We start from the raw sequence: 23,735 nt of genomic DNA, 5'->3' as shown, positions 1-23,735 counted from the left end.
ACGACTTTCCCCATCCGCCATGCCGCCCATCATCACCAGCCTGCTCGACACCGACCTGTACAAGTTCACCATGTGGCAGGCCATGCTGCACCGCCATCCGCAAACCCAGGCCCGCTACGAATTTGTCTGCCGCAGCACGCCCGACTTCCCGCTGGCCCAACTCCTGCCCGAAGTCGAACGCGAGCTCGATGCGCTGTGCGCGCTGTCGTTTGCCCGGGACGAGCTCGACTACCTCGGCTCGCTGCGCTTCATCAAGAGCGACTTCATCGACTTCCTGCGCATCTTCCGTTTCCAGCGCGCGTTCATCGAAGCGCGCGCCGACGGCGACACCCTGCAGATCGTCGCCCATGGCCCCCAGGTGCATGTGATGGGCTTCGAGATCTATGTGCTGGCCATCGTCAACGAGCTGTATTTCCGCCGTTTCGACGCCCAGGCCGCGCTGCGCGAAGGACGCGCGCGCCTGGACCACAAGGTCACGCAGCTCAACGCGCTGGCCGGCGCCGTCCAGCGTCGCCACCCTTTCGAGATGTTCGACTTCGGCGTGCGCCGGCGCTTTTCCGGCGCCTGGCAGCGCGAAGTGGTGCAGCGTTTCGCGACCGAAGCGCCGCAGTGGTTCAAAGGCACGTCCAACGTGCTGCTGGCGCGCGACCTGCAGATCGTGCCCATAGGCACCATGGCCCATGAGTACCTGCAAAGCTACCAGTCGCTGGGCGTGCGCCTGCGTGACTTCCAGAATGCCGCGCTCGAAGACTGGGTGCAGGAGTACCGCGGCGACCTGGGCGTCGCCCTGACCGACACCGTGGGCATGGACGCTTTCCTGCAGGATTTCGACCTGTACTTCGCCAAGCTGTTCGACGGCCTGCGCCACGACTCGGGCGACCCCGTGGTCTGGGGCGAGAAAGCGCTGGCCCATTACCAGCGCCTGCGCATTGACACCCACAGCAAGCGCCTGGTGTTCTCCGACGGCCTGAACCTCGACAGCGCGCTGCAGCTCTACCACCACTTTGCCGACCGCATCCAGCTGGGCTTTGGCATAGGCACACGCCTGACCAATGACATGGGCCTGACGCCGCTGAACATCGTCATGAAGCTGACCCACGCCAACGGCCAGCCCGTGGCCAAGATTTCGGACAGCCCGGGCAAGACCCTGTGCACCGACGAAACCTACCTGGCCTATCTGCGCCAGGTGTTCGGCATTCCCGACCCTGAGCCCGCCGCCGCCGGCTGACAAGGAGACTTCCATGCTGCGCATCACCCTGGCCCAACTCAACTTCACCGTGGGCGACATCACCGGGAACGTGGCGCGCATGCTGACGGCTGCGCGCCAGGCGAGCGAAGAGCAGTCCGACATGGTGGTCTTTTCCGAGCTGGCGCTTTGCGGCTACTACCCCAGCGACCTGCTCGACGAAGCCGCTTTCCTGCAGCGGGTGCGGGCCGGCCTGGAAACGCTGCGCCACGCTTCGGCCGAGCTGCCCCATCTGCACTGGGTGGTGGGCGCACCCACGCCCGCCGGCGGTCCGGGCAAGCCGCTGCACAACAGCCTGCTGGTGCTGCAGGGCGGCAAAGTGCGTCTGCAATACGACAAGCAGCTGCTGCCCACCTACAACATCTTCGACGAGCGCCGGCATTTCGAGCCCGGTCCCGATGTGGCCAAGGTGCTGCGCATAGGCCAGACCCAGGTCGGCTTTCTGATCTGCGAGGACGGCTGGAACGACAGCGGCGCCGACTACGCCACCAACCCGCTGCGGCGCATGGCCGATGCCGCGCCCGATCTGCTGGTCAGCATCAATGCCAGCCCCAGCCACCTGGGCAAGCGCGAACAGCGCCACCAGATCTTCAGCGCCGCAGCCCGCCGCCACGCCCTGCCCATGCTCTATGTCAACCAGATCGGCGGCCAGGACCAGATCGTGTTCGACGGCGCCTCGTTCGCCGTCGAAACCGATAAGGGCGTGGTGTTCGAAGCCCTGCGCTTCCAGGAGATGGTCACCACCCTGGCCTTCGAGGACGGCCGCTTCGCCAGCAGCGCGGGCGCGGCGCTGCCGGCCGTGCCCGCCGCCGGCCTGCCCACCATGGAGTTCTACCGCCAGCAAATCGTGCTGGGCCTGCGCGACTATGCGCGCCGCTGCGGCTTCAGCCAGGCCGTGATCGGCAGCTCGGGCGGCATCGACAGCGCGCTGACCCTGGCCCTGGCCGCCGAAGCCCTGGGCGCGGACAACGTGGTCGGCGTGACCATGCCTTCGGGCTTTTCCTCGGCCGGCTCGGTCGACGATTCGGTCCAGTTGTGCCACAACCTCGGCATCACTCTGCACCGGCACCCCATCGCCGACCTCGTCGATGGCTACGCCCTGGAATTCACGCGCAGCTTCGGCCGCCCCCTGCAGGGCCTGCCGCTGGAAAACCTGCAGGCGCGCATACGCGGCACGGTGTTGATGGAGTTCTCCAATGCCTTCGGCCACCTGTTGCTCACCACGGGCAACAAGTCCGAAGTCTCGGTGGGCTACTGCACGCTGTACGGCGATACCAACGGCGGCCTGGGCCTGCTGGGCGACCTGTACAAGACCGAAGTGTTTGCACTGTCGCGTCACATCAACGCCACGGCCGGCCGCGAGCTCATTCCCCAGGCCATCATTGACAAACCGCCTTCGGCCGAGCTCGCACCGGGGCAAAAGGACGAGGACAGCCTGCCGCCCTACCCGGTACTGGATGAAATCCTCAAGCTGCTGATCGAAGGCAGTCACCTGTCCTGCCAGGAATACACCAGCGCGCGCCAGTTCGTCGACCAGTTGCGGCTGCAGCCCGGCGGCCAGGCCCTGGTGGAGCGGGTGCAGCGCATGATTTTTCGCAGCGAGTACAAGCGCCGCCAGGCTCCGCCCATGCTGCGCCTGCGTGCCCGCGCGTTCGGCACCGGCCGGCAAATGCCGATTGCCGCGCACTACGAATAGCCAGGACTGTCTGCACAGCCTGATTTTTTATCCGAAAATAAGACATTCCGGCAAACACCGATTTGCCTGCCTGGCCCCAGCCCGTGCTCCACCGCGCGCAGCGGTGGCCGGCGCGCTCCTGGAGACAAGCCCATGGCCATCACTGCCAATCCCTCTGCCCCGCCCGCCATTCCACCGCCGCACACGGCCGTCCTGATCGGGCGTTTCCAGCCCTGGCACAACGGCCACATGGCCTTGCTCCAGGCCGCCTTGCAGCAGGCCCGGCAGGTCGTGGTCGTGCTGGGCAGCGCCCACCAGGCGCGCAGCCCGAAAAACCCGTTCACCTGGCAGGAACGCGAAGCCATGGTGCGCGGCACGCTGTCCCCGGAAGAAAGCGCACGCGTGCACTGCCTGCCCGTGCGCGACTACTACAACGAAGCCCGCTGGGTCGAAGCCGTGCGCCAGGGCGTGCAAGCCCTGGTGCCACATGGCGCGGGCATTGCGCTGTTCGGCCACTTCAAGGACAGCAGCAGCAGCTACCTGCAGAGTTTTCCCGGCTGGCCGCTGACCAGCCTGCCCCGGCTGGGTGCGTTCGATGCCACGCCTTTGCGTGACATCTACTGGAATGCGGCCGGTGCGCCCGTCGCCGACGTGCTGGCCGCGCTGGCCCCGCAGGTGCCGGCCTCGGTGCTGGATTTTCTGCACGCCTGGATGGACAGGCCCGACTACGCCGCCATGCAGGACGAAGCCGCCATGCTGCGCGACTACCGCCAGGCCTGGGCCTGCGCGCCCTACCCGCCGGTGTTCGTGACCGTGGACGCCCTGCTGGTGTGCAACGCCCACCTGCTGCTGATCCAGCGCGGCCATGCCCCGGGCAAAGGCCTGTGGGCCCTGCCCGGCGGCTTTGTCGAGCCGCGCGACAGCCTGTGGCAGTCCTGCCTGCGCGAGCTGCAGGAAGAAACCGGCTGCGCCGTCGAAGTGGCGGCGCTGCAAGCCGCCTTCCAGGGCGTACAGGTCTTCGACCACCCCGACCGTAGCCTGCGCGGGCGCACCATCACCCACGTGCATGTGTTTGATCTTGGCGACCGCGCGCAACTGCCGGCAGTCCAGGGCGCGGACGATGCGGCGCTCGCGCGCTGGGTACCGCTGGCGCAGCTGCCGACGCTGGAGACGCAGTTCTTCGAAGACCACTTCCATGCGATCCAAAGCTGCCTCGAAGGCTTTTGCACCCTGCCGGCCTGAATTCCACCTATTTTTCTTGAGCTGCCCCATGTCCGATTTGCACATCCGCCCCGCCACCATCGAAGACACCGACCAGATCCTGCGCTTCATCCGTGACCTGGCGATCTATGAAAAGGCCGAGCACGAAGTGCTGTCCACGCCCGCGCATGTGCACCGCACGCTGTTTTGCGAACAGCCGTCCGTGCACGGCCTGATGTGCATGAATGGCGATCAGCCCCTGGGCTTCGCGGTCTACTTCTTCAACTATTCCACCTGGCAGGGCCGGCACGGCCTGTACCTTGAAGACCTGTATGTCTCGCCCGACAGCCGCGGCCAGGGCGCGGGCAAGGCCTTGCTGCAGCACCTGGCGCGCATCGCCGTGGAAAAGGACTGCGGACGCTTCGAGTGGAGCGTGCTGGACTGGAACGCGCCCTCCATCGCTTTCTACGAAAGCCTGGGCGCCCAGCCGCAGAACGAATGGGTGCGCTACCGCCTCACAGGCCAGGCCCTGGCTGACCTGGCCGCGCAGGACCAGGCCTGAACGCTGCATTTCGCTGCATCACCAGCCCTGTCGCAACACGCGTTTCAAACACTCACCAAATGAAACCCGGGGTCGGTCCAGTCCTACGCCCCAGGGTTTTCCAGAAGTCCACCATGGAACTGCGCTGACTGATTCCCAGCCAGCCGCTTCACTCTTTGGAGATACGACAATGGTTCAACAACACAGTCAAGACCCCAATCAAAAGAGCCCCAACCAGGCCAATCCTGCCGACAAGCAAAAGCAGCAGGAGCAGCAAAGCGGTCAAAACCAGCAACCCGGCAGCAAGACACCTGGCGCAGGACAGCAGCAGCAATCCAACAACCCGTCTTCCAATAAACAGCAGCAACAACGCTAAGCGTTGGGTATGACAACAACAAAGGGCCTCTCGAGGCCCTTTTTGATTGCTGCGGATCCGTCGCGTGGACGGCTTATTTCGCGTCCCGCAAAGCGAAGGCCCGCTGGGCCGCGGCACGTGCAAAACAGCGCTGATGCCATGCCAGCGCGTGTGGTGCCTGGCCGTCGGCAATGGCCGGCAGGCGTTGCAGAACCGCCGATACATTCAGGTCAGCGACGGTAAAGGCATCTCCCACCAGATAGGCCTGCTTGGCCAGGACCCGGTCCAGCAGCATGACTTTGTCCTGGGCCTGGCGCAGGCCGGCCTGGGCCAATGCCGGGTCGCGTTGCGCCTGCGGCAGAAACTGGGTGTGCTGGAACCACTGCCGGGCCGGAGGCTCCGCCTCGCACGCCGCCCAGAGCGTCCATTGCAACACCTGGGCCTGCGGGCCCTCGCCTTCGGGCCACAAGCTGCCTTGTCCGTGCTTCCTGGCCAGATGCAGCGTCATGGCCAGGGACTCGAACATGGCCACGCCATCGTCTTCCATGGCCGGCACCGTGCCATTGGGGTTCAAGTCCAGGTAAGGCCGCTGCTTGGTCTCGGGGGCGTTGTAGTGCAACTTGATATGTTCGTAGGGCAGGCCCAGTTCTTCGGCCGCCCACAAAGGCCGGATCGCGCGCGATGCGGCAATTCCATAAATCTTCAAGCTCATGGTTCACTCATTGATCGGGGTTGATGAAACGGCAACGGCCAGCGCCATGCCGTCCTTGCGCTTGTCGGAAGCGCCCTGCAAGCTGCCATCGGGCATGCGCATGATCCACTGGGCTCCGCCAAAATCGCTGCGCCCCCCGAGTTCGCCTTCGGTGCTGGGCGCGCGGTAGCCGGCAGCGCGCAGCGCCTGCACCACCGCCTCGGACATGCCGCGCTCGGTGGCCAGAATGCGCTGGCCTTCCAGGCGCCAGCGCGGCTGATCCAAGGCGGCCTGGGGCTGTTCGGCGTCCGCCAGAATCCGGTACAGCAGTTGCACCTGCCCTTGGGGCTGCATGGCGCCGCCCACCACGCCGAAGACCGCCAGGAACTTGCCGTCACGCATGGCCAGGCCCGGAACCACCGTGTGATAGGGGCGCTTGCCTGGCGCCGGGCCATTGATGTGGCCGGGTTCGGAAAAGCCATGGCCCCGGTTCTGCAGCACAAAACCGCCCTCGGCCACCGCGAATCCGGAACCGAAACGCTTGAACACACTGCTCATCAGCGTAATCGCCATGCCCTGGGCATCGACCACGGTGGTGCACACCGTGTTGCCCGCAGGATCGGCCACGGTGCGCTGGGCGTAAGCCATCGCCTGCTCCATGGCCTGGACCATGGCCAGCGTGGTCTGCGCCGTGTCCAGCGCCAGCGTTTGCGTCTCCAGGGCCTGCAGCGCATGCAGTACGGCCACGCCATGGGTATTGGGCGGGCATTCATACACATCGACGCCCTTGAAGCGCGCGGTCACCGGAGTGCAGAAATTCCCCTGGTGCAGCGCAAAATCGCGTGCCGCCAGCACCCCGCCGTGGCGTTGCATGGCCTGCTCGGCAGCCGCAGGAATGCGCCCCTGGTAGAAAGCGCCGGGCCCGTCCTGGGCAATTTCCTGCAGCAAGTCGGCCAAGGCCGGGTTGCGGAAAATGTCTCCAGCCTGGGGCACGGCATCGGCGCGGTACAAGCGCGCGGCGGCCGGGTCCTTGGCCAGCACCGGCTGGAAAAGCGCCCATTCCTTGGCGCACACCGCGGCGACTTCGAAGCCGTCCCGGGCCAGATGGATGGCGTCGGCAAACAGCGTGGCCCAAGGGCGCTTGCCGTAGCGCTGGTGCAGGTCATGCCAGCCTTGCACCACGCCTGGAGTGGTCACGGACAAGGGATGGCGCTCGGCAATCCTGTGCCCCGGCAGGGCCTGGATATGCGCGGCGCTGAGCCCCAGAGGGGCCCGCCCCGTCCCGTTGTAGCTGACCGGCTCCTCGCCGGGAAGCACCAGCATGGCGAGCAGATCTCCGCCAATGCCCGTGGCCATGGGCTCGACCACGCCCAGCACCGCATCCGCGGCAATCGCGGCATCGACGGCCGAGCCGCCGGCCAGCAACTGCGCGCGCGCAGCCGCTGCGGCCAGCGGGTGGCCCGTCGCCACCATGGCGGCATGGCCTGTCGCCGATTTTTGCAACGTCGGGACCATGTCAGTTCTCCTCAGACGCTACGCGCCACGCACCGCTTATGAAACTGGCACGCCCCAGCCCAGGGGCACAAGCCAAGCGCCGCCGCGCAGCGAGGGTGCCGTCCCTTGGCCGGGCGCCCCCTCCACCGAAGGTTGAGAGGGGGAAGCGCCGAAGGCGCTCAGGGGGTGTTTCATTTCAGCGACCCCAGAGGAATACCGCGGCGACGGTGGCCACCGTCAAACCGGTCAGCACCGGGAACAGCAGCACCCGGGCCAACTCCAGCACATTCACACGCGCAAAACCGGCCACGGCAATCAAGGACGACCAGGCGATCAGCGTGCCGCCGCCCGTCCATACCGCACCCATCTGGCCCACCGCGGCCAGGGCCGCGACTTCCATGCCCGATGCAGGGCCCAGGGCGCCGGCCAAAGTGCCAGTCAAGGGCAGGCCCGAAAAGCCCGAGCCGTCGATCCCGGTGATCATGCCCATGATGAGCACCCCGAAAGAGACCAGCAGCTGGCTGTCGGGAATCATGTGCTGGCTGGCCTGCACCATTTCAAACAGCAAGCTCGGAGCGGGTGTGCCCGCCGGCACGCCCAGGATGGCTCCCGCCGTCTCACCGCCGCCGATGAAGAAGAAACCGGCAATCGGCAGCACCGAGCCCATGGCCTTGAACGCGAACACAAAACCGTCGGTCAGATGGTCCGCGGCGCCGTCGAGCATCTTGCGAAAACCCATGGCGGAGGTGGTTGCCCAGATCATCAGAAAGGCGGCCACGCCACCGATCAGCATGGCAGCATCCCCGCCCTTGAGGTCGGGTGCGCCATCTATCAGTTTGGGTGCCGCCATGGCAATGATCACCCCCAGAAAGGCCAGCGGCGTCACCACGGCAAACAGCTTGGACGCGGACTGCAGATTGGCCGTCTTCTTGAGCTCAGCTTCCAATTCCGCATTGGTGCCCAGATCCGTGTCATGGGCCGTGCCACGGGCAATCTCGGCCTTGTCATAGGTGCCGGGACCGTCCATCGACGAATCGATGCCGACGGGCTTCATTTCCCAGCGCTCCAGCAAGGCATTGCTGCCCGGCACAATCATCTTGCAGACCTTGACGTAGGACAACGTCAAGGCGATCACCCCCACGATCCAGGACAGGATCAGGGCGCGATCGCCCACCAGCGCCGCGCTGATGCCGCCCGCGGCCTTGGCGCTGATGCCAGGCGCCACGCCGATGACGTAATCGGAAGACAGCGCCATCCCCTGCCCGGCAATGGCAATCGCCATGGCCCCGGCAATCGGCGGCAGGCCCGCGGCGATGGCCGCCGGCAGCAACACCGCAGCCACCAGCGGCACGGCCGGGGTGGGCCAGAAGAACAGCGATATCAGATAGGTCACCAGGGCCAGGATGAAATATGAGATATGGCCGTTGCGCATCACCGCGCGGAAGGGCTTGACCATGCGGATGTCCGAGCCCAGCGCCTTGAGGGAATTGAGCAAGGCGGTCATCAAGGCAATGATCAGGAAGATGTTGAACAACTCCTTGGCGGCGACCATGCTGGCACTGAACACGCTGCCTATCCCCGTCACCCAGCTTCCACTCCAGGCGAAAGCCACTACGGCCGTCGCGATGATGGAAGGAACAACCACATTGGCTCTGAAGGCCATCGTGACGATGATGACCAGCACGCCCACCAAATAGGCCCAATGCGCGGGTCCTACAGTAACTGACAGCTCCATAACGGCTACTCCTGAGAGGTGGCTAAAACTTATGATTTTGTATACTACATACAATCCAACGAAAACCAACTGGAAATACCCTAGTTTTCGGCAATATTTGCTTCGCAACAACTGTGCCAACCACAATCTGTATACAGATCACCCTTTTGGTGCCGAAACACGCCATCGGCATGGGATTGATCCAGCGCAAGCACCAAGCCGGGGATGAATCGCTAAAATCATGGTTAACACCTAGTAAAAAAGGACCAAGCCATGACTCAGCACAGCCTTCACTTCTCGAATCCCCAGACTGCCAGCCCTGGCACCGGCTGGATCGCGCGTATCGAACAGGCCTTTGTGCAGTGGCAGGCCAAGCGGCTGCAGGAAATCCCGGCTGGCAAGCTCTGGGCCCAAGCCATGCAGGACACCCGCTCCCTCGCTGAGATCCGCCGCAGCCAAGGCTGATGTCTTTTGTAGACAAGATGTAAACTTGTCTCGCCAACGAACGCGGCTCCGGCCGCGTTTGTTGTTTGGGCGCCTACCAACGCCGCTTCCATTCCTTACTCCACTATCTCTCTATGCAGAACGCTTCCCCAGGGACGACAAAGGGCAGACTGAACCATTCGCTGCTGACGCAGCAACTGGTCGATGCCTTGCGGGAAAAAATACTGTCCGGGGAACTGCCCCCCGGCGAGCGATTGGTCGAGGAGCGACTGTCCGAAGAGTTTGCCGTATCCCGCATGCCGGTTCGTGAAGCGCTGCGGCAGCTCGCGGCCAGCGGCCTGGTCATCATCGAGCCCCGCAAGGGCGCTTCGGTCGCCCAGTTTCATCTCGACCAATTGCGTGAGCTGGTCGAAGTGCGGGCCACCCTGGAAGCGCTCAATGCGCGACTGGCCGCCAAGCGCCACGACCCCCAGCAGATCGCGGCCCTGCAGGCCTTGCTGGACGAGGGCGTGCAACGCGCCAGCACCGCCGATGCCGATGTGCTGGGCGTACTCAACACCAAGTTCCACGTGGCCCTGGGCCAGGTGGCGGCCAATTCCGTGCTGCAGGAAGTGATGTCCTCGCTGCGCGATAGAACGGCGATTTTCTTCACCCCGCTCAATCGCGATCGCGCTCCGCAGAACTGGGAAGAGCACGCAGCCATCCTGCGCGCCGTGATCAAGGGAGACTCGGAACTGGCGGGCCTGCTCGCAGCCCGGCACATTTACAACGCCGCGGGCATAGAGCCCTAAGCGATGTTCCCGGCCTGGAGGTGCCGGCGATAGGCCAGCCCCGCCAGGGCAATGTCTTCCAGGCCCACGCCCACCGCCTTGTAGAGGGAAATCCGGTCGCCCGCGGGGCGTTGCACCGGACTGCCGTTGAGCAGCGCGCCCAGTTCCAGCAGCTTGCCCGCCACATTCAATGCAGGCGCGGCCAGCACCAGATCACCGGCCTCCACGGCGGCCTGCCTGGCCCATTCCACGACGATCACATCGGCCCGAGCCAGGGCCGCATCATCGAGCTCCCGCGTATGCGGCAGGCTGGAGCCTATGGCCGCCACAAATGCGCCGTCGGCAATGCGCTCGCCGGAAAACAGGGGCTGGGCGGAGCGCGAGGCGGTCACCACCACCTCCGCATCCGCAACCGCATGGGTGTCCGTCACACGGATGACAGGCACTCCGCATGCGGCCTGCAGGCGCTCGAACACCGCGTCCGGCGCATAGGGATCGAACACATGGATGCGCTTGAAGCCGCAATGCCGGGTCAGCTGCTGCGCGTGTGCCACGCCTTGCACGCCGGCACCGCACAGGAACAGCTGCTGCGCCTGCCGGGGCGCCAGATACTCCGCCGCCAGCACGGTCGTCGCAGCGGTGCGCAAGCGCGTGATCGCATTCGCCTCCATGGTCGCCAGCGGCGCGCCGGTTTCCGTGGAGAACAGCAAGATGACAAAGTTGAATTGCCCCTGAATCGTGGTGTAGACCTTGGCCCCGGTCACCCCGTGGGCTGGAATCACGGCCCCCAAGGTCGAGAGCTTGACGCCCCCCGCCTCGGTGCGCTCGCGCGATTGCATGGCCGCCTCACCCCGGCCAAAGGACGAGAACGCGGTACGCATCGCCTCCAGCGCGTCGTCGGGGGAAACCACGGCATCAATCATTGCATCGGTGATGTGCAGCATAGGAACTCTTCTCTGTACGGATATGGATAAAGCAGGCCCTACAGGGCTTGCCAAAGAATGACCAGGGAGCTCACCAGCGCCGTTCCCAGCAGCCAGTGGCGGATTCGGTCGCGGCTGACCTTGCGCGCCAGCGCGGTGGAAACGCTGAAACCCGCCAGCATCCAGGGCAGCAATGCCAGGCTGTAAAACCACTGCGCGCCGCCCATACGGCCAACCCAGGTCAATGCCGCCAGGGACACCAACGTGCCGATGAAGAAGACCATGCCCAGGGTGGAGCGCAGGGTCGCGGGTGGCAGTCGCTGCATGGCGATGGCAAACGGCGGACCGCCGGCCGCGGTGATCGTTCCCATCACCCCGGAGAACAGGCCGGCCACCGATAAATTGTTGACCGTGGGCGCCACTTTCCAACCCACCAGGCTCAGCGCCACGCCCGACAGAATCAACAGCGCAAAGAAGATGGCCAGCCCGTCGGCGTCGACCAGGCTCAGCAGGACGGCTGCCGCCGCGGTGCCAACCACTCTTCCAGCCAGCGCCGCCGCCGCCACGCGCACATCCAGCGCCTGCCGCTCCCGCAGATAGGCCAGCAAGGCCAGAGGCGCGCCGACCGCCAGCAATGGCCCAGGCACCAGTTCCGGGAAATAGAGGGCTGCCAGCGGCGCGCAAAGCATGGCATAGCCCAGGCCGCCAACCCCTTGCATCGCAGCCCCCACCAGCACCATCAAGCCCATGCACAGATAGGCCGACAGCGACAGCGTGTCCAGCCAGCTGCCAAACAGTGCGTACAGGCTCACCATGTCACGCTGACATCACCGTTGACAAAGGTCTGGCAGGCCAGCCGGTGGCCTTGCGCAAAATCCTCGTCCGAGAAGTGCTTGCGCTCCTTGGCTTTCACGGCGTCGGTGTTGGCCAGGCCTTCGACGATCTTGCATTTGCAAGTCCCACACAGGCCGCCTCCACACTTGAAAGGGATCCCGCCCTTTTCGCGCAGCGACACGCGCAGCAGATTGCTGTTTTCCGGGGCTTCAACGGCTTTGCCGCCGTTGCTGACAAAAATGATTTGGGGCATGGCTTTGTTTCCTCGGCTCACGCCGTTGCAAGACTGCTCAAGGCGCGCTCGACCAGCTTGGCGTCCAGTGAGCCGAACTTGCACAGGTGTGCCAGCTCGACGTGTGCCGCTTCCAGGGTGTCGAAGCGCTCCAGGAATTTGGAGGGCACCCAATTGACGATGCTGGCATCGGCGTCCTCCACGACTTTCACGCGCGTCTCACGCAACAGGCGGCCGATCACGAACTGCGCCTGCTGGCGGCCGTAAAACACATAGTCCCAGGCCTCCACCAGCTCAATGTCCGCATTGGCGTGGGTGGCGTACTGACCGGGCTTGCTGGTCAAGATGACAAACATCGGGGGCTCCTTTTCTCAGATGCTTTCGGGGATTTGTTCCAGCTCCAGGTCATGCTCCAGCCACAGCTGGCATGCCAGTCGAAAGCCCTCATCCAGGCGCGCGCCCAGTTGCTTCTTTTCTTTCCAGTTCGGCGGCGGCAACAGCTCGCCTCCTGACAGCACCTTGCAGGCGCACTTGGCACATTTGCCCATCCCGCACTCGTAGACCAGGTGTGGATAGGGGTACTGCTTGATCCCAGCCCGAACCACCAGGTTCGCGCCCGACTTGACCTCATCTTCAAAGACTTGGCCGTTCTTGTGAAAAGTAATACGCGGCATGAGAAGCTCCACTAGAACGATGTGGATACTGTATACATATTTCTTCACTCAGTCAGATTTTTTTGAGTTCATCCTGCAAAAAATCCTGAATTACCCCGGTAAGTCTTTTTTGAAATATTTAAGCGAAATGGGTTGACAGACAATTTGTATACAGTATTCTAAGTCGTCGCATCCAGCTCGCAAGCCGCGACACGATCAACCCACCGACACAAGGACCCGCCATGACCGACAAATTGATGAACCGTGATGAATTTCGTGCTGCCCTGGAAAACGCCATCAAGAGCCAGAGTGCCAACAAGGCACCGTTCAGCGTGGCCTGGGCCAGTGGTCGTTTGAGCCGTGAGCACCTGGCGCGCTGGGCCGAGAACCACTACCACTACGTGGGCCCGTTTGCCGACTACCTGGGCTACCTGTACGCCCGCACGCCGCACCACATGACGGAAGCCAAGGATTTCCTGCTGGCCAACATGTATGAGGAAGAAATTGGCGGCGACCGCCATACCGACCTGCTGATCCGTTTCGCCGAAGCCTGCGGCACCACCCGTGAGCGCGTCGTCAACCCCGACAACATGTCGCCCACCACCCGCGGCCTGCAGGCCTGGTGCTATGCCGTGGCCATGCGCGAAGACCCCGTGGTGGCGGTCGCCGGCCTGGTGGTCGGCCTGGAATCCCAGGTGCCTTCGATCTACCGCAAGCAGACGCCCACGCTGCGCGAGAAATACGGCTTCACCGACGAAGAAGTCGAATTCTTCGACCTGCACATCGTCTCCGACGAGATCCACGGCGAGCGCGGCTACCAGATCGTGCTCGAGCACGCCAACACACCCGAGCTGCAAGCCCAGTGCCTGCGCATCTGCGAAATCGGCGCCCAGATGCGTCTGCTCTACACCACGGCGCTCTACCACGACTACGTGGCCCACGAACTGCAGATTCCCGCCGAGGAACTCGTCGCCGCCTGAAACAGGCCCCAGGCCTGCGCGGGCATGGCGACATGCGCCATGCCCGCTTCCCATACCGCCCGACAACGCCCCCCTACCAACCTTCACCGACCGCCATGACCGCAACAGTGCAGAAGTTCTTGAACTACATCGATGGCAAATGGCTGCCTTGCCAGTCAGGCCGAAGCTTTGACAACACCAACCCGGCCGATACGGACGACATCGTCGGCCAGTTCCAGGCCTCCGGCTCCGCCGACGCGGAAGCCGCCGTCGCCGCCGCGCAAAAAGCCTTCGACGCCTGGCGCAAGACGCCCATCGGCAAGCGCGCCAAGATCCTCAATGACGCCGCACTGTATCTGGAGCAGAACGTCGACCAGTTCGCCCAGGAGCTGACCCGGGAAGAAGGCAAGGCCCTGGCCCAGGCCAAGGACGAGTTCCTGCGCAGCGCGCAAACCTTCCGCTTCTACGCCACCGAAGGCCAGACCTGCGGCGGCGAAACCTACCCGCAGGATGACCCCCACATGCACGTCTTCAGTCACCGCGAGCCCCTGGGCGTGGTGACGGTGATTTCGCCCTGGAACTTCCCGGCCTCCATACCGGCGCGCAAGCTCGCGCCGGCCCTGATCACCGGCAACACCGTGGTCTTCAAACCTTCTTCCGATGCCCCGCTGAGCGGCCTGCGCCTGGTCGAGGCGCTGGAAAAAGCAGGCATTCCCGCCGGCGTCGTCAACTGCGTGACGGGCCGTGCCGGCGATGTCGGTCCGGTGATCACCACCTCCAACACCATTCGCGCCATCTCGTTCACCGGCTCGACCGTGGCCGGCACGCAAATCCACCGCAGCGTGCACCTGACCACGCGCCTGCAGATGGAGCTCGGCGGCAAGAATCCGCTGATCGTCATGGAAGATGCCGATCTGGACCATGCCGTCGACCTGGCGATCAAGGGCGGCTTCTCGCTGACCGGCCAGGCCTGCACCGGCACCAGCCGCATCATCGTCGTGCCCAGCGTCAAGGCGGTCTTCACCGAAAAGCTGCTGCAGCGCGTCGCCGAACTGAAGATCGGCCCCGGCATGACGCCCGGCATGGACCTGGGCCCGCTGGCCACGGAAAAGCAGATGCAGACCGTGCTCAAGTATGTGGACATCGGCAAGCAGGAAGCCCGCTGGCTGTGTGGCGGCGAGCGCCTGAGCGGCCCGGGTTTCGACAAGGGCTACTACGTCTCTCCGGCCGTCTTCACCGATGTCACGCCCCGCATGCGGATTGCCCAGGAGGAAATCTTCGGGCCGGTGCTGGCCATCATCGAAGCCGCCGATTTCAACGATGCACTGGCCAAGGCCAATGACACCGAATACGGCCTGTCCGCCAGCCTGGTGACCATGAACCCGCGCTACATGCACATCTTCACCAACGAGATCCAGGCCGGCACCGTGAAGATCAACCGCACCACCACCGGCAACCTGGTGAATGCCCCATTCGGCGGCATCAAGAACTCCAGCACCTCCACCTTCCGTGAATCCGGTCGCGCCGGTCTGGATTTCTTCACCCAGATCAAGACCGTCTACCGCGGCGTCTGACGCCTTTCCCTTCTTCTCCGAACCAGGAACCGACCATGAAAAACGCACTGAAACTGGAATTGCACGAAGCCCGGGCCATGGCCCACGCCGCACTGGCCAAGGCCAAGGAAATTGGCGTCCCCGAAACCGTCTGCATCACCGACGAAGGCGGTTTCCCGCTGGTGCTCGAACGCATGGACAACGCACGCGTGACGGGACCGCAGATCGCCTGGAACAAGGCCTTCACCGCCGCCGGCCACAAACGCTCGACCCATTTGTTCAACACCGCCCCCAACGGCCCCGCGCTGCCCGGCAACGAGGCTTTCGGCATCCAGTGGAGTTTCGAAGGCAAGTTCGCCGTGTTCGTCGGCGGCTTCCCCATCGTCGTCAACGGCGAAGTGATTGGCGGCGTAGGCCTGTCGGGCGGCAATGGCGAGCAGGACACGGCCTGCGGCCTGGCTGCTTTGCAAGCCTTGCAGGAAGTGCTGGGCAGCCGCGCCGAAGTACTGGTACAGGCCGATATCAAGAAATAAGCCACCGCGTGCAAGGAGAGAAACCGTGACCTACCGCGTACTTTGGCTGCAGACGCAGCAAGCGTTTGATGTCGACAGCGAGGAATCCGTGCTCGAAGCCGCCACGCGCCATGGTGTGGATTTGCCGCACGAATGCACGTTCGGCGGTTGCGGCACCTGTCGCATGAAGGTCGAAACCGGCAGCATTGCCTATCCAGACGGCGAACTGCCGATGGCGATGACCGATGAAGAACATGCACAGGGCTACGCCCTGGCCTGCCAGGCACGCGCGCAATCCGACCTGGTGATCAGCGTGGAACAGGGGCCGGCGTGCTCGCCCCCACAGACGCTGACCGCCACGGTAGTGGAAATGGCGCTGCACTCTCCTGACATCTACCATCTGGCGCTGGAGTTGCCGGCCGAGCACGGTGTGCGCTATGCGCCGGGCCAGTATCTGAACATTGCGCTGGGCAACGGTGAAGTGCGCAGCTTCTCCATGGCCAACCCGCTGCAGGGCAATCGCATCAGCCTGCAGATCCGCAAGATCCCCGGCGGCCAGTTCACCGACCAGATGCTGGCCACGACACGCCCCGGCGATGACCTGCAGGTGGAGCTGCCCCACGGCAACTTCCACCACCACGCCCAGGACTACCAGCCCATGGTGTTCGCGGCCACCGGCACGGGCTTTTCCCCCATCCGGGCCATTCTGGAATCGCTGCTGGACGACGAGGATTGCCCACCCATCCACTTCTACTGGGGCATGCGCAGCGAGCAGGACTTGTACCTGCTGGACGAGCTCGAGCGCTGGAGCAGCCGGCTGTATGAGTTTCGCTTCATCCCCGTGTTGTCGCGCCCTTCCGATGCCTGGACCGGCCGGCGCGGCCATGTGCAAGATGCCATCACGCAAGACTTCGACGACCTCTCCGAGCATTCGATCTACCTGTGCGGGTCGCCGCGCATGATCGAAGAGGCCAAGGCGGTGCTGGCCCTGTCCGGCGCCGCCATGGACAAGATCTACTCGGACAGCTTTCTCTTCCAAAACGCCGCTGCCGCCCTGGCAGACGCCACCTGAGGACTGCCGCATGGACTTGAAGATCGCCGGAAAATCCGCCCTGGTCTTTGGCGGCAGCAAGGGCATGGGCTACGCCACGGCCCGCCAGCTCGCGCTCGAAGGCGTGCATGTGGTGATTGCCGCGCGCACCGAAAGCACGCTGCAAAGCGCCAGCACCCAGCTGTCGCAGGACTGCGGCCTGGCGGTGCGCCACGTGGTGGCCGACATCACCACGGCGGCAGGGCGACAGGCCGCGCTGCAGGCCTGCCCGGCGCCCGACATTCTGGTGACCAATGCCGACGGCTTTCCACCCGGTGATTTCCAGGACTGGGACAGCGAGACCTGGCACCGCGCGCTGGACTTGATGATGGTCGGCCCCATAGACATGATCCGCCAGGTGGTCGACGGCATGCGCGCACGCCGGTACGGCCGCATCATCAACATCGTCTCCCGCAGCGTCAAAGCCCCGCATGCCGAGCTGGGCCTGTCGAATGGCGCGCGCTCGGGCCTGGTCGGCTTTTGCGGGGGCCTGGCGCGCCAGACGGTGCGTGACAACGTCACCGTCAACAACGTGCTGCCAGGGGCCTTCGACACCGATGCCCAGGCACGGCACATCCAGAAGCTGGCCTTGAGCCAGGGGGATTCCGTGGAAGCCATCCGCAAATCACGGGAAGCACACAATCCGGCAGGCCGATTCGGCAGGCCTGAGGAAGTCGGGGCCTTGATTGCCTATCTTGCGTCCGATCTGGCGGGCTATATGACAGGACAAAGCCTGCTGATCGACGGCGGCGAGTACCCTGGCATCTTTTGATGTCTTGCATTGAAGCCTGCGCGCCCATGCGGGCCATGAAAAAACCGCCCGCAGGCGGTTTTTTCATGCCGCGCTGACCGCCAGCGCACGCTCCTTGGCCCTGCGCGCCCGGCGCTTGCGCTCCCAGATCACGATGCCCGTGACCGACAGCATGACCACCAGCAGGCCCATGAAGGACATCATGATGCGTCCCGGCAGGCCCAGGATGCGCCCCGAATGCAGCGGCAGCTGCAGTTGCACGAACACATCGGCGGCCGTGCCATGCCAGGGCCGGTGCATGCCCAGCACTTCGCCGTTGTCCGCGCTCACATAGATGTTCGACAGACCCATGCCCATGCCGCCCATTTCATCAGCCGGATCGAAGAACGACACGTTGTAGAACGGGAAATCCCCGCCGTACCAGATGCCGCCCGGCGGGTGCTCGAAGCCCAGGCGCTCGCCTTCGCGGCGCGCGATATCGATCGCCGTGGCGAACGAGACCTTGGGTTCGATGAAGCTGCCGAAAGGCGCGGGCGTGATGGTTTCGTACGGGCCGGGCGTGGTCGTCGAGATCTGGCGCATCACCGGATAGAACACCTCGCGGTACAGGTTCAGCGAAAAGGAAGTGAACGACACCACAATGATGAGGACCCAGATCCACAGGCCGCCCGCGCGGTGCAGGTCGAAGTTGAGCTTATAGCCGCCCGCGCGCCAGCGCACGACCCACGACGGCTGCCAACGGCTCCACCAAGATTTTGACCCCCCTGAGCCGCTCACGCGGCTTCCCCCTCTCAACCTTCGGTGGAGGGGGACGGCAGCCTCGGTGCGGGGCGGCCCTTCCTCGTTGCCCCTGCGCTGGGACAGCACAGTTGCATGGGCTGTTGACGGCATTGACACGCGGCGCGCGGCCAGGCGCCGCGGCAGCGTGAGGTAGAGCGCGACAAAGCTGTCGATCAACCACATCAGCGCCACGCCGCCCATGAGCCAGAAGCCCCAGCGGTCGCTGCCCCAGAAGGCCGGCATGTGCAGGCTTTCATGCAGATGGCGCAGCCAGGGCATGAGGTTGCGGGTGCTGAGCGTGAGGCTCTTGGAATCGCGGTGCCCGGTGATCTGCGCGGTCACCGGGTCGACAAACACGTTGTTGTAGTCGAGCACATGGAACCGGCCCGTGGCCGGGTCCTTGCGCGGGCGCACCAGAAAGGAGGCCGCATGGCCTTCTTCCAATCCCAGCGTCATGTAGGCCACCTCGGCGCGCGGGTCGCTGGCTTCGACCGCGGCCGCGAGTGCCAAGGGGTTCCGCAGCGCGCCCCGCCCCGGGGTGTGCATGATGTCGCCGTTGAGCCATTCATCGATCTCGTGGTCCCACGAAATCACCGCACCGGTCGCTCCCGCCACGATCAGGAAAAGCGCCACCGTCAGGCCCATCCAGCGGTGGACCACGGTCCAGAACTCACGCATGTGGCGCTACCTCAGAAATCGACACTGGCGCTGAGGGCGAAAGTACGCGGCGTGGACTGCACCAGGTAGTTCGAACCCGGATAGCCGCCGACCGACGCCCAGTACTGCTTGTCGAACAGGTTGTCGACACGCGCGCGCAGCGTCAGCAGGCGGTCGTTGCCGATGTCCATCATGTAGCGCACACCCAGATCGGTGCGGGTCCAGCCCTTGACGTTCAGCGTGTTGGCCGCATTCGCATACTGGCTCGAAGTGTGGATCAGGCGCGCATTGAGCGCCAGGCCCTGCACGCCGGGCACATCCCAGTCGCCGCCCAGCGTCAGCTGGCGACGCGGCACGCCGATCGCGTTGTTGCCCTGGTACAAGCCACCGGCCGTGGTCTTGAGCTTGGCGTCCGCAAAAGTCACACCGCCGAGCACGCGCAGGCCCTTGACGGGCTCGCCAAAGACATTCAGCTCCAGGCCGCGGTAGCGCTGCGTGCCAAACTCGCCGAAGACCTGGTTCTGTACATAGCTGACCGGCTTGTCCATGGTGTAGAGCGCGGCCGTGGCGCCGAGTCCGCCCTGCTGCCACTTCACGCCGACCTCTTTTTGCTTGGCGCGGTAGGGCGAGAACACCTGACCGGCATTGAGCACGGGCAGGTTGCCGGCAGAGGTGGGTGCCACCTCACCCTTGACCAAGCCTTCAACATAGTTGCCGTACAGCGAAAGTGCGGGCGTGGCCTTGAACACCAGACCCACGACCGGCGTGGTCGCCGACTTCTTGTAGCTGCCAGTCTGCAGGTCGGTCGCATTGCTGAAGCTGTTCTGCTCAATGCTCTGGTGGCGCAGGCCCAGGGTCAGCAGCACGCGATCGTCATGGAAGGACAAGGTGTCGGCCAGCGCATAGCTCTGCAGCTTATCCACGCCCGCGCGCAGCGGGTCGGACAGATTGCCGCTGCCCAGATTGGTGGCCGGGCGCGCCGAGCCCACCGGGTCGTAGATATTGATGGGGAAATTGCCGCCAGTGAACATGGCCCAGGCGTTGCGCTCCTCATGCGCGAACCACGAGGCGGACGCGACCACCTGGTGCTGGACAGCGCCGGTCGCGAAGCGCGCGCGCAGACCGATTTCGCCGGTCTTCACATCGTCTTCACGGCTGTTGTCGAAACGGCCCGTATTCGCCATCCCGGAGCGATCGACCATCGTGGGACTGGCCAGTGAATTCTCTTCCTTGCCGCGCTTGAGCCCGCCCGCGGCCCAGGCCGTGACCTGGTCGCTGAGGTCCCATTCGGCGCGCGCGGTGGCAAACAGGTCCTTGGCATTGGAATAGGTCCAGGGCTGGGCGTAGTTGGTCTTGTTGTCGGGCACGGCGGGAATGAAGTCCGCAGCGGGCGTCAGATTGGGACGCGCGCCCTTGAGCTTGTCGTCCTGGTAGCCGAGGTCCGCCGACACGCGCACATCGCGGCTGCGCCAGTCCAGGCCCAGACCCAACGCCGTCAGCCCGCGGCTTTCGCCGTCAATAGCCGTGCCGCCATCGCGGCGCACGGCATTGAGTCGCACGCCCGTGTTGTTGTCCGGACCGAAGCGGCGCGAGAGGTCGACGGACGCCGACACCTGGCCGCCCGACTGCACGCCCAGGTCCACGCGACTCAGCGCTTCATTGCTCGCGCGCTTGGGAACGAGGTTGATCGCGCCGCCGAGGTTGCTGCCCCCCGGGGCCGCGCCATTGAGGAAAGCGCTTGCACCGTGCAGCACTTCGACGCGCTCGAAGAATTCCGACGCCACATATTGGCGCGGCAGCAGGCCGTACAAGCCGTTGTAGGCGATGTCGTCCGAGTACATCGGCTGACCGCGCAGCATGTAGATTTCCTGGAAATTGCCATAGCCCCGGGCACTGCGCACGGCAGGGTCGTTGAGCAGCACTTCGCCCACGCTTTTCGCCTGCTGATCGCGGATCAGCGTATTGGTATAGCTCGTGAGCTGAAACGGCGTGTCCATCAGGTCCTGCTGCCCCAGCAGGCCCACGCGGCCACCACGCGCCACCTGCCCGCCGGCAAAGGGCTTGGCCAGGCCTTCGACCGAGGCATCGGCGCTGGCTTCGACCGTGACCGTGTCCATCTCGGGGGCAGAGGCTGCTGGCTGCGCCCCCGCCGTGCACGCAGTTGCCCACAAGGCAATAGCGCCCACAGTGGGGCGCAGTGACGGGTTTTTCATAATAAAAACAAAAATGATTCTCGTTTGATTTTATCTTTTGCGGCTTTTCCCTCCTGGGCCGCCGCCAAAAACCACAGGGATTTCCCGGACGAGGCTTCCAAGCACCCTCTGCGATCCCCGGATTCGCCAAGGCCTCTTGCCGCAAAACACTTGAAAGTCCGAAAAACGCCCTTATCATTAGCACTCGTTGGGATAGAGTGCTAACAGTGCCCTGCCCCCGGCAATTTCGAATGTCGAGCCGCTCCCGGCTTGGCAGTGTGGTTCCAACCTGTTGATGTATCTGGAGATGTTATGAAACTTCGTCCCTTGCACGATCGTGTGATCGTTAAGCGCCTCGAAAACGAAACCAAGACCGCTTCCGGCATCTTTATCCCTGACAACGCCGCCGAAAAGCCCGACCAAGGTGAAATCCTGGCCGTCGGCCCCGGCAAGAAGAACGACAAGGGCGAACTGATCGCTCTGAACGTCAAGGTCGGTGACCGCGTTCTGTTCGGCAAGTACAGCGGCCAGACCGTCAAGGTCGATGGCGACGAACTGCTGGTGATGAAGGAAGACGACCTGTTCGCAGTCGTCGAGAAGTAAGCACTTCTCCTTCCCGGCCTTCCTGTTAACTGAATTCGGAGAATCAAAATGGCAGCTAAAGACGTAGTTTTCGGTGGTGAAGCACGCGCCCGCATGGTTGAAGGCGTGAACATCCTGGCCAATGCGGTCAAGGTGACTCTGGGCCCCAAGGGTCGCAATGTGGTGCTGGAGCGCTCGTTCGGCGCCCCTACGGTGACCAAGGACGGCGTGTCCGTTGCCAAGGAAATCGAACTCAAGGACAAGCTGCAGAACATGGGCGCTCAGCTCGTGAAGGAAGTGGCTTCCAAGACCAACGACATCGCTGGTGACGGCACGACCACGGCTACCGTGCTCGCCCAAGCCATCGTGCGCGAAGGCTCCAAGTACGTCGCCGCTGGTCTGAACCCCATGGACCTGAAGCGCGGTATCGACAAGGCTGTGACCGTGTTGGTCGAGCAGCTCAAGGCCCAATCCAAGGCCACCACCACTTCCAAGGAAATCGCCCAGGTCGGCTCGATTTCTGCCAACTCGGACGAGTCCGTGGGCCAGATCATTGCCAACGCAATGGACAAGGTCGGCAAGGAAGGCGTTATCACGGTTGAAGAAGGCAAGAGCCTGGACAACGAACTCGAAGTCGTTGAAGGCATGCAGTTCGACCGCGGCTACCTGTCGCCTTACTTCATCAACAACCAGGAAAAGCAATCGGCCATCCTGGACAACCCCTTCGTGCTGCTGTTCGACAAGAAGATCAGCAACATCCGTGACCTGCTGCCCACGCTGGAGCAAGTTGCCAAGGCCGGTCGTCCTCTGCTGATCGTTGCCGAAGACGTCGAAGGCGAAGCCCTGGCGACGCTGGTGGTCAACACCATCCGCGGCATCCTGAAGGTTGTGGCTGTCAAGGCTCCTGGCTTCGGCGACCGCCGCAAGGCCATGCTGGAAGACATCGCCATCCTGACGGGCGGCAAGGTCATCGCTGAAGAAGTCGGCCTGACGCTGGACAAGGTCACGCTGGAAGACCTGGGCCAAGCCCAGCGCGTCGAAATCGGCAAGGAAAACACCATCATCATCGACGGTGCTGGCCAAGCTGCTGAGATCGAAGCCCGCGTGAAGCAAATCCGCATCCAGATCGAAGAAGCCACTTCCGACTACGACCGTGAAAAGCTGCAAGAGCGCGTGGCCAAGCTGGCCGGCGGTGTTGCCGTGATCAAGGTTGGCGCTGCCACCGAAGTCGAGATGAAGGAAAAGAAGGCCCGCGTTGAAGACGCACTGCACGCTACCCGTGCAGCTGTGGAAGAAGGCATCGTGGCCGGCGGCGGCGTGGCACTGCTGCGCGCCAAGCAAGCCGTGGGCGAGATCAAGGGCGACAACGCCGACCAGGACGCCGGCATCAAGCTGATCCTGAAGGCCATCGAAGCGCCTCTGCGCGAAATCGTGGCCAACGCCGGTGGCGAGCCTTCGGTGGTGGTGGATGCCGTGCTCAAGGGCACTGGCAACTTCGGCTTCAACGCCGCCAACGACACCTACGGCGACATGATCGAAATGGGTATCCTGGATCCCACGAAGGTCACGCGTACTGCTCTGCAGAACGCAGCTTCCGTCGCTTCCCTGCTGTTGACCACCGAGTGCATGATTGCCGACGCCCCCAAGGCTGACGCTGGTGCCGACATGGGCGGCATGGGCGGCGGCATGGGCGGCATGGGTGGCATGGGCGGCATGGGCATGTAATTTCCCTCGGGAAATTGCGCTGTCCGGCGGGTCGCAAGGCCCGCCAGTCCCAGCCAACAAAAAACCCGCAGTCCGAAAGGGCTGCGGGTTTTTTATTGTCTACCGGCGTTCTCTCTGCGATTTGCATCGCTCGCAGCCTTTGAAACTGGCGCGGCCAAAAGC

The 23,735-nt window shown here is 64.0% G+C and carries 24 protein-coding genes; 14 read left to right on the top strand and 10 right to left on the bottom strand.

Going from position 1 to position 23,735, the window contains the following annotated elements:
- The first annotated feature begins 19 nt into the window (after window positions 1–19).
- From pncB to N0K08_RS21805, 5 genes are all read left to right on the top strand, one after another.
- Window positions 20–1,228 carry a nicotinate phosphoribosyltransferase gene (pncB, locus tag N0K08_RS21825; protein WP_261502531.1) on the top strand — a complete coding sequence of 403 codons (1,209 nt, stop codon included), beginning with the start codon at window positions 20–22 and terminating at the stop codon, window positions 1,226–1,228.
- A gap of 13 nt (window positions 1,229–1,241) precedes the next feature.
- Entirely contained in the window at window positions 1,242–2,942 is a 1,701-nt protein-coding gene (locus tag N0K08_RS21820) for an NAD+ synthase (protein ID WP_261502530.1), read from the top strand.
- Between the two features lie 132 nt (window positions 2,943–3,074).
- The gene (locus N0K08_RS21815; RefSeq protein ID WP_261502529.1) at window positions 3,075–4,163 is read left to right on the top strand and encodes a bifunctional nicotinamide-nucleotide adenylyltransferase/Nudix hydroxylase; all 1,089 of its coding nucleotides are present in this window, start codon (window positions 3,075–3,077) and stop codon (window positions 4,161–4,163) included.
- A 28-nt stretch (window positions 4,164–4,191) separates the two neighbouring features.
- Window positions 4,192–4,683, top strand: a complete 492-nt coding sequence (locus tag N0K08_RS21810) for a GNAT family N-acetyltransferase (RefSeq protein ID WP_261502528.1) — start codon at window positions 4,192–4,194, stop codon at window positions 4,681–4,683.
- A 169-nt stretch (window positions 4,684–4,852) separates the two neighbouring features.
- Window positions 4,853–5,038, top strand: coding sequence for a hypothetical protein (locus tag N0K08_RS21805; protein ID WP_261502527.1), 186 nt, complete (start codon window positions 4,853–4,855; stop codon window positions 5,036–5,038).
- A gap of 73 nt (window positions 5,039–5,111) precedes the next feature.
- Here N0K08_RS21805 and N0K08_RS21800 read toward each other — a convergent pair whose 3' ends face one another.
- The 3 genes from N0K08_RS21800 to N0K08_RS21790 all read right to left on the bottom strand — a co-directional run bounded on the left by N0K08_RS21800 (window position 5,112) and on the right by N0K08_RS21790 (window position 8,937).
- On the bottom strand, window positions 5,112–5,729 hold the full coding sequence (locus tag N0K08_RS21800) for a glutathione S-transferase family protein (protein WP_261502526.1): 618 nt from the start codon (window positions 5,727–5,729) through the stop codon (window positions 5,112–5,114).
- A 3-nt stretch (window positions 5,730–5,732) separates the two neighbouring features.
- Entirely contained in the window at window positions 5,733–7,223 is a 1,491-nt protein-coding gene (locus N0K08_RS21795; protein WP_261502525.1) for a gamma-glutamyltransferase family protein, read from the bottom strand.
- A gap of 175 nt (window positions 7,224–7,398) precedes the next feature.
- Complete coding sequence (locus tag N0K08_RS21790; protein ID WP_261502524.1) at window positions 7,399–8,937, bottom strand: hypothetical protein; 1,539 nt, start codon at window positions 8,935–8,937, stop codon at window positions 7,399–7,401.
- A gap of 252 nt (window positions 8,938–9,189) precedes the next feature.
- Between N0K08_RS21790 and N0K08_RS21785 the strand changes: the two genes are divergently transcribed.
- Both N0K08_RS21785 and N0K08_RS21780 read left to right on the top strand, forming a co-directional pair.
- Window positions 9,190–9,381, top strand: a complete 192-nt coding sequence (locus N0K08_RS21785; RefSeq protein WP_261502523.1) for a hypothetical protein — start codon at window positions 9,190–9,192, stop codon at window positions 9,379–9,381.
- Between the two features lie 113 nt (window positions 9,382–9,494).
- On the top strand, window positions 9,495–10,151 hold the full coding sequence (locus N0K08_RS21780; protein ID WP_261502522.1) for a GntR family transcriptional regulator: 657 nt from the start codon (window positions 9,495–9,497) through the stop codon (window positions 10,149–10,151).
- On the opposite strand, the gene N0K08_RS21775 is transcribed toward N0K08_RS21780, so the two are convergent.
- Genes N0K08_RS21775 through N0K08_RS21755 form a run of 5 tightly spaced genes read right to left on the bottom strand, consistent with a single transcriptional unit; the run spans window position 10,148 to window position 12,793 of the window.
- Entirely contained in the window at window positions 10,148–11,074 is a 927-nt protein-coding gene (locus tag N0K08_RS21775; RefSeq protein WP_261502521.1) for an ornithine cyclodeaminase family protein, read from the bottom strand. The genes N0K08_RS21780 and N0K08_RS21775 overlap by 4 nt on opposite strands.
- A 38-nt stretch (window positions 11,075–11,112) precedes the next feature.
- Window positions 11,113–11,868, bottom strand: a complete 756-nt coding sequence (locus N0K08_RS21770) for a sulfite exporter TauE/SafE family protein (RefSeq protein WP_261502520.1) — start codon at window positions 11,866–11,868, stop codon at window positions 11,113–11,115.
- The gene (locus N0K08_RS21765; RefSeq protein WP_261502519.1) at window positions 11,862–12,140 is read right to left on the bottom strand and encodes a 2Fe-2S iron-sulfur cluster binding domain-containing protein; all 279 of its coding nucleotides are present in this window, start codon (window positions 12,138–12,140) and stop codon (window positions 11,862–11,864) included. The genes N0K08_RS21770 and N0K08_RS21765 overlap by 7 nt, the downstream gene beginning before the upstream one ends.
- A 17-nt stretch (window positions 12,141–12,157) precedes the next feature.
- The gene (locus tag N0K08_RS21760; RefSeq protein WP_261502517.1) at window positions 12,158–12,475 is read right to left on the bottom strand and encodes a ferredoxin; all 318 of its coding nucleotides are present in this window, start codon (window positions 12,473–12,475) and stop codon (window positions 12,158–12,160) included.
- 15 nt (window positions 12,476–12,490) lie between these two features.
- On the bottom strand, window positions 12,491–12,793 hold the full coding sequence (locus N0K08_RS21755) for a 2Fe-2S iron-sulfur cluster-binding protein (protein ID WP_261502715.1): 303 nt from the start codon (window positions 12,791–12,793) through the stop codon (window positions 12,491–12,493).
- A 221-nt stretch (window positions 12,794–13,014) separates the two neighbouring features.
- On the opposite strand from N0K08_RS21755, the gene N0K08_RS21750 reads away from it, so the two are divergent.
- The 5 genes from N0K08_RS21750 (at window position 13,015) to N0K08_RS21730 (ending at window position 17,658) form a co-directional block, all read left to right on the top strand.
- Entirely contained in the window at window positions 13,015–13,752 is a 738-nt protein-coding gene (locus N0K08_RS21750; protein ID WP_261502516.1) for a TenA family transcriptional regulator, read from the top strand.
- 95 nt (window positions 13,753–13,847) lie between these two features.
- Window positions 13,848–15,305, top strand: a complete 1,458-nt coding sequence (locus N0K08_RS21745; RefSeq protein ID WP_261502515.1) for an aldehyde dehydrogenase family protein — start codon at window positions 13,848–13,850, stop codon at window positions 15,303–15,305.
- A 35-nt stretch (window positions 15,306–15,340) separates the two neighbouring features.
- Window positions 15,341–15,817: a GlcG/HbpS family heme-binding protein gene (locus tag N0K08_RS21740; protein ID WP_261502514.1), complete on the top strand. Its 477-nt coding sequence runs from the start codon at window positions 15,341–15,343 to the stop codon at window positions 15,815–15,817.
- A 25-nt stretch (window positions 15,818–15,842) separates the two neighbouring features.
- On the top strand, window positions 15,843–16,868 hold the full coding sequence (locus tag N0K08_RS21735; protein ID WP_261502513.1) for a 2Fe-2S iron-sulfur cluster-binding protein: 1,026 nt from the start codon (window positions 15,843–15,845) through the stop codon (window positions 16,866–16,868).
- 10 nt (window positions 16,869–16,878) lie between these two features.
- Window positions 16,879–17,658: an SDR family oxidoreductase gene (locus N0K08_RS21730; RefSeq protein ID WP_261502511.1), complete on the top strand. Its 780-nt coding sequence runs from the start codon at window positions 16,879–16,881 to the stop codon at window positions 17,656–17,658.
- 63 nt (window positions 17,659–17,721) lie between these two features.
- Here N0K08_RS21730 and N0K08_RS21725 read toward each other — a convergent pair whose 3' ends face one another.
- Window positions 17,722–19,095: a PepSY-associated TM helix domain-containing protein gene (locus N0K08_RS21725; RefSeq protein WP_261502510.1), complete on the bottom strand. Its 1,374-nt coding sequence runs from the start codon at window positions 19,093–19,095 to the stop codon at window positions 17,722–17,724.
- Window positions 19,096–19,106: 11 nt separating this feature from the next.
- Window positions 19,107–21,287 (bottom strand): TonB-dependent receptor, encoded by a 2,181-nt coding sequence (locus N0K08_RS21720; protein WP_408642995.1) that lies wholly within the window; start codon window positions 21,285–21,287, stop codon window positions 19,107–19,109.
- A gap of 291 nt (window positions 21,288–21,578) precedes the next feature.
- Here N0K08_RS21720 and N0K08_RS21715 point away from each other — a divergent pair, with 291 nt between their 5' ends.
- Window positions 21,579–21,869: a co-chaperone GroES gene (locus N0K08_RS21715; RefSeq protein WP_261502508.1), complete on the top strand. Its 291-nt coding sequence runs from the start codon at window positions 21,579–21,581 to the stop codon at window positions 21,867–21,869.
- A 48-nt stretch (window positions 21,870–21,917) separates the two neighbouring features.
- Window positions 21,918–23,573 carry a chaperonin GroEL gene (gene groL / locus N0K08_RS21710; RefSeq protein WP_261502507.1) on the top strand — a complete coding sequence of 552 codons (1,656 nt, stop codon included), beginning with the start codon at window positions 21,918–21,920 and terminating at the stop codon, window positions 23,571–23,573.
- Window positions 23,574–23,735 lie beyond the last annotated feature (162 nt).

This window comes from Acidovorax bellezanensis (assembly GCF_025421555.1).
Classification (GTDB): Bacteria; Pseudomonadota; Gammaproteobacteria; order Burkholderiales; family Burkholderiaceae_C; genus Comamonas; species Comamonas bellezanensis.
The sequence above is the reverse complement of the archived record's forward strand: the minus strand, read 5'-3'. Positions and strand labels throughout refer to the sequence as shown.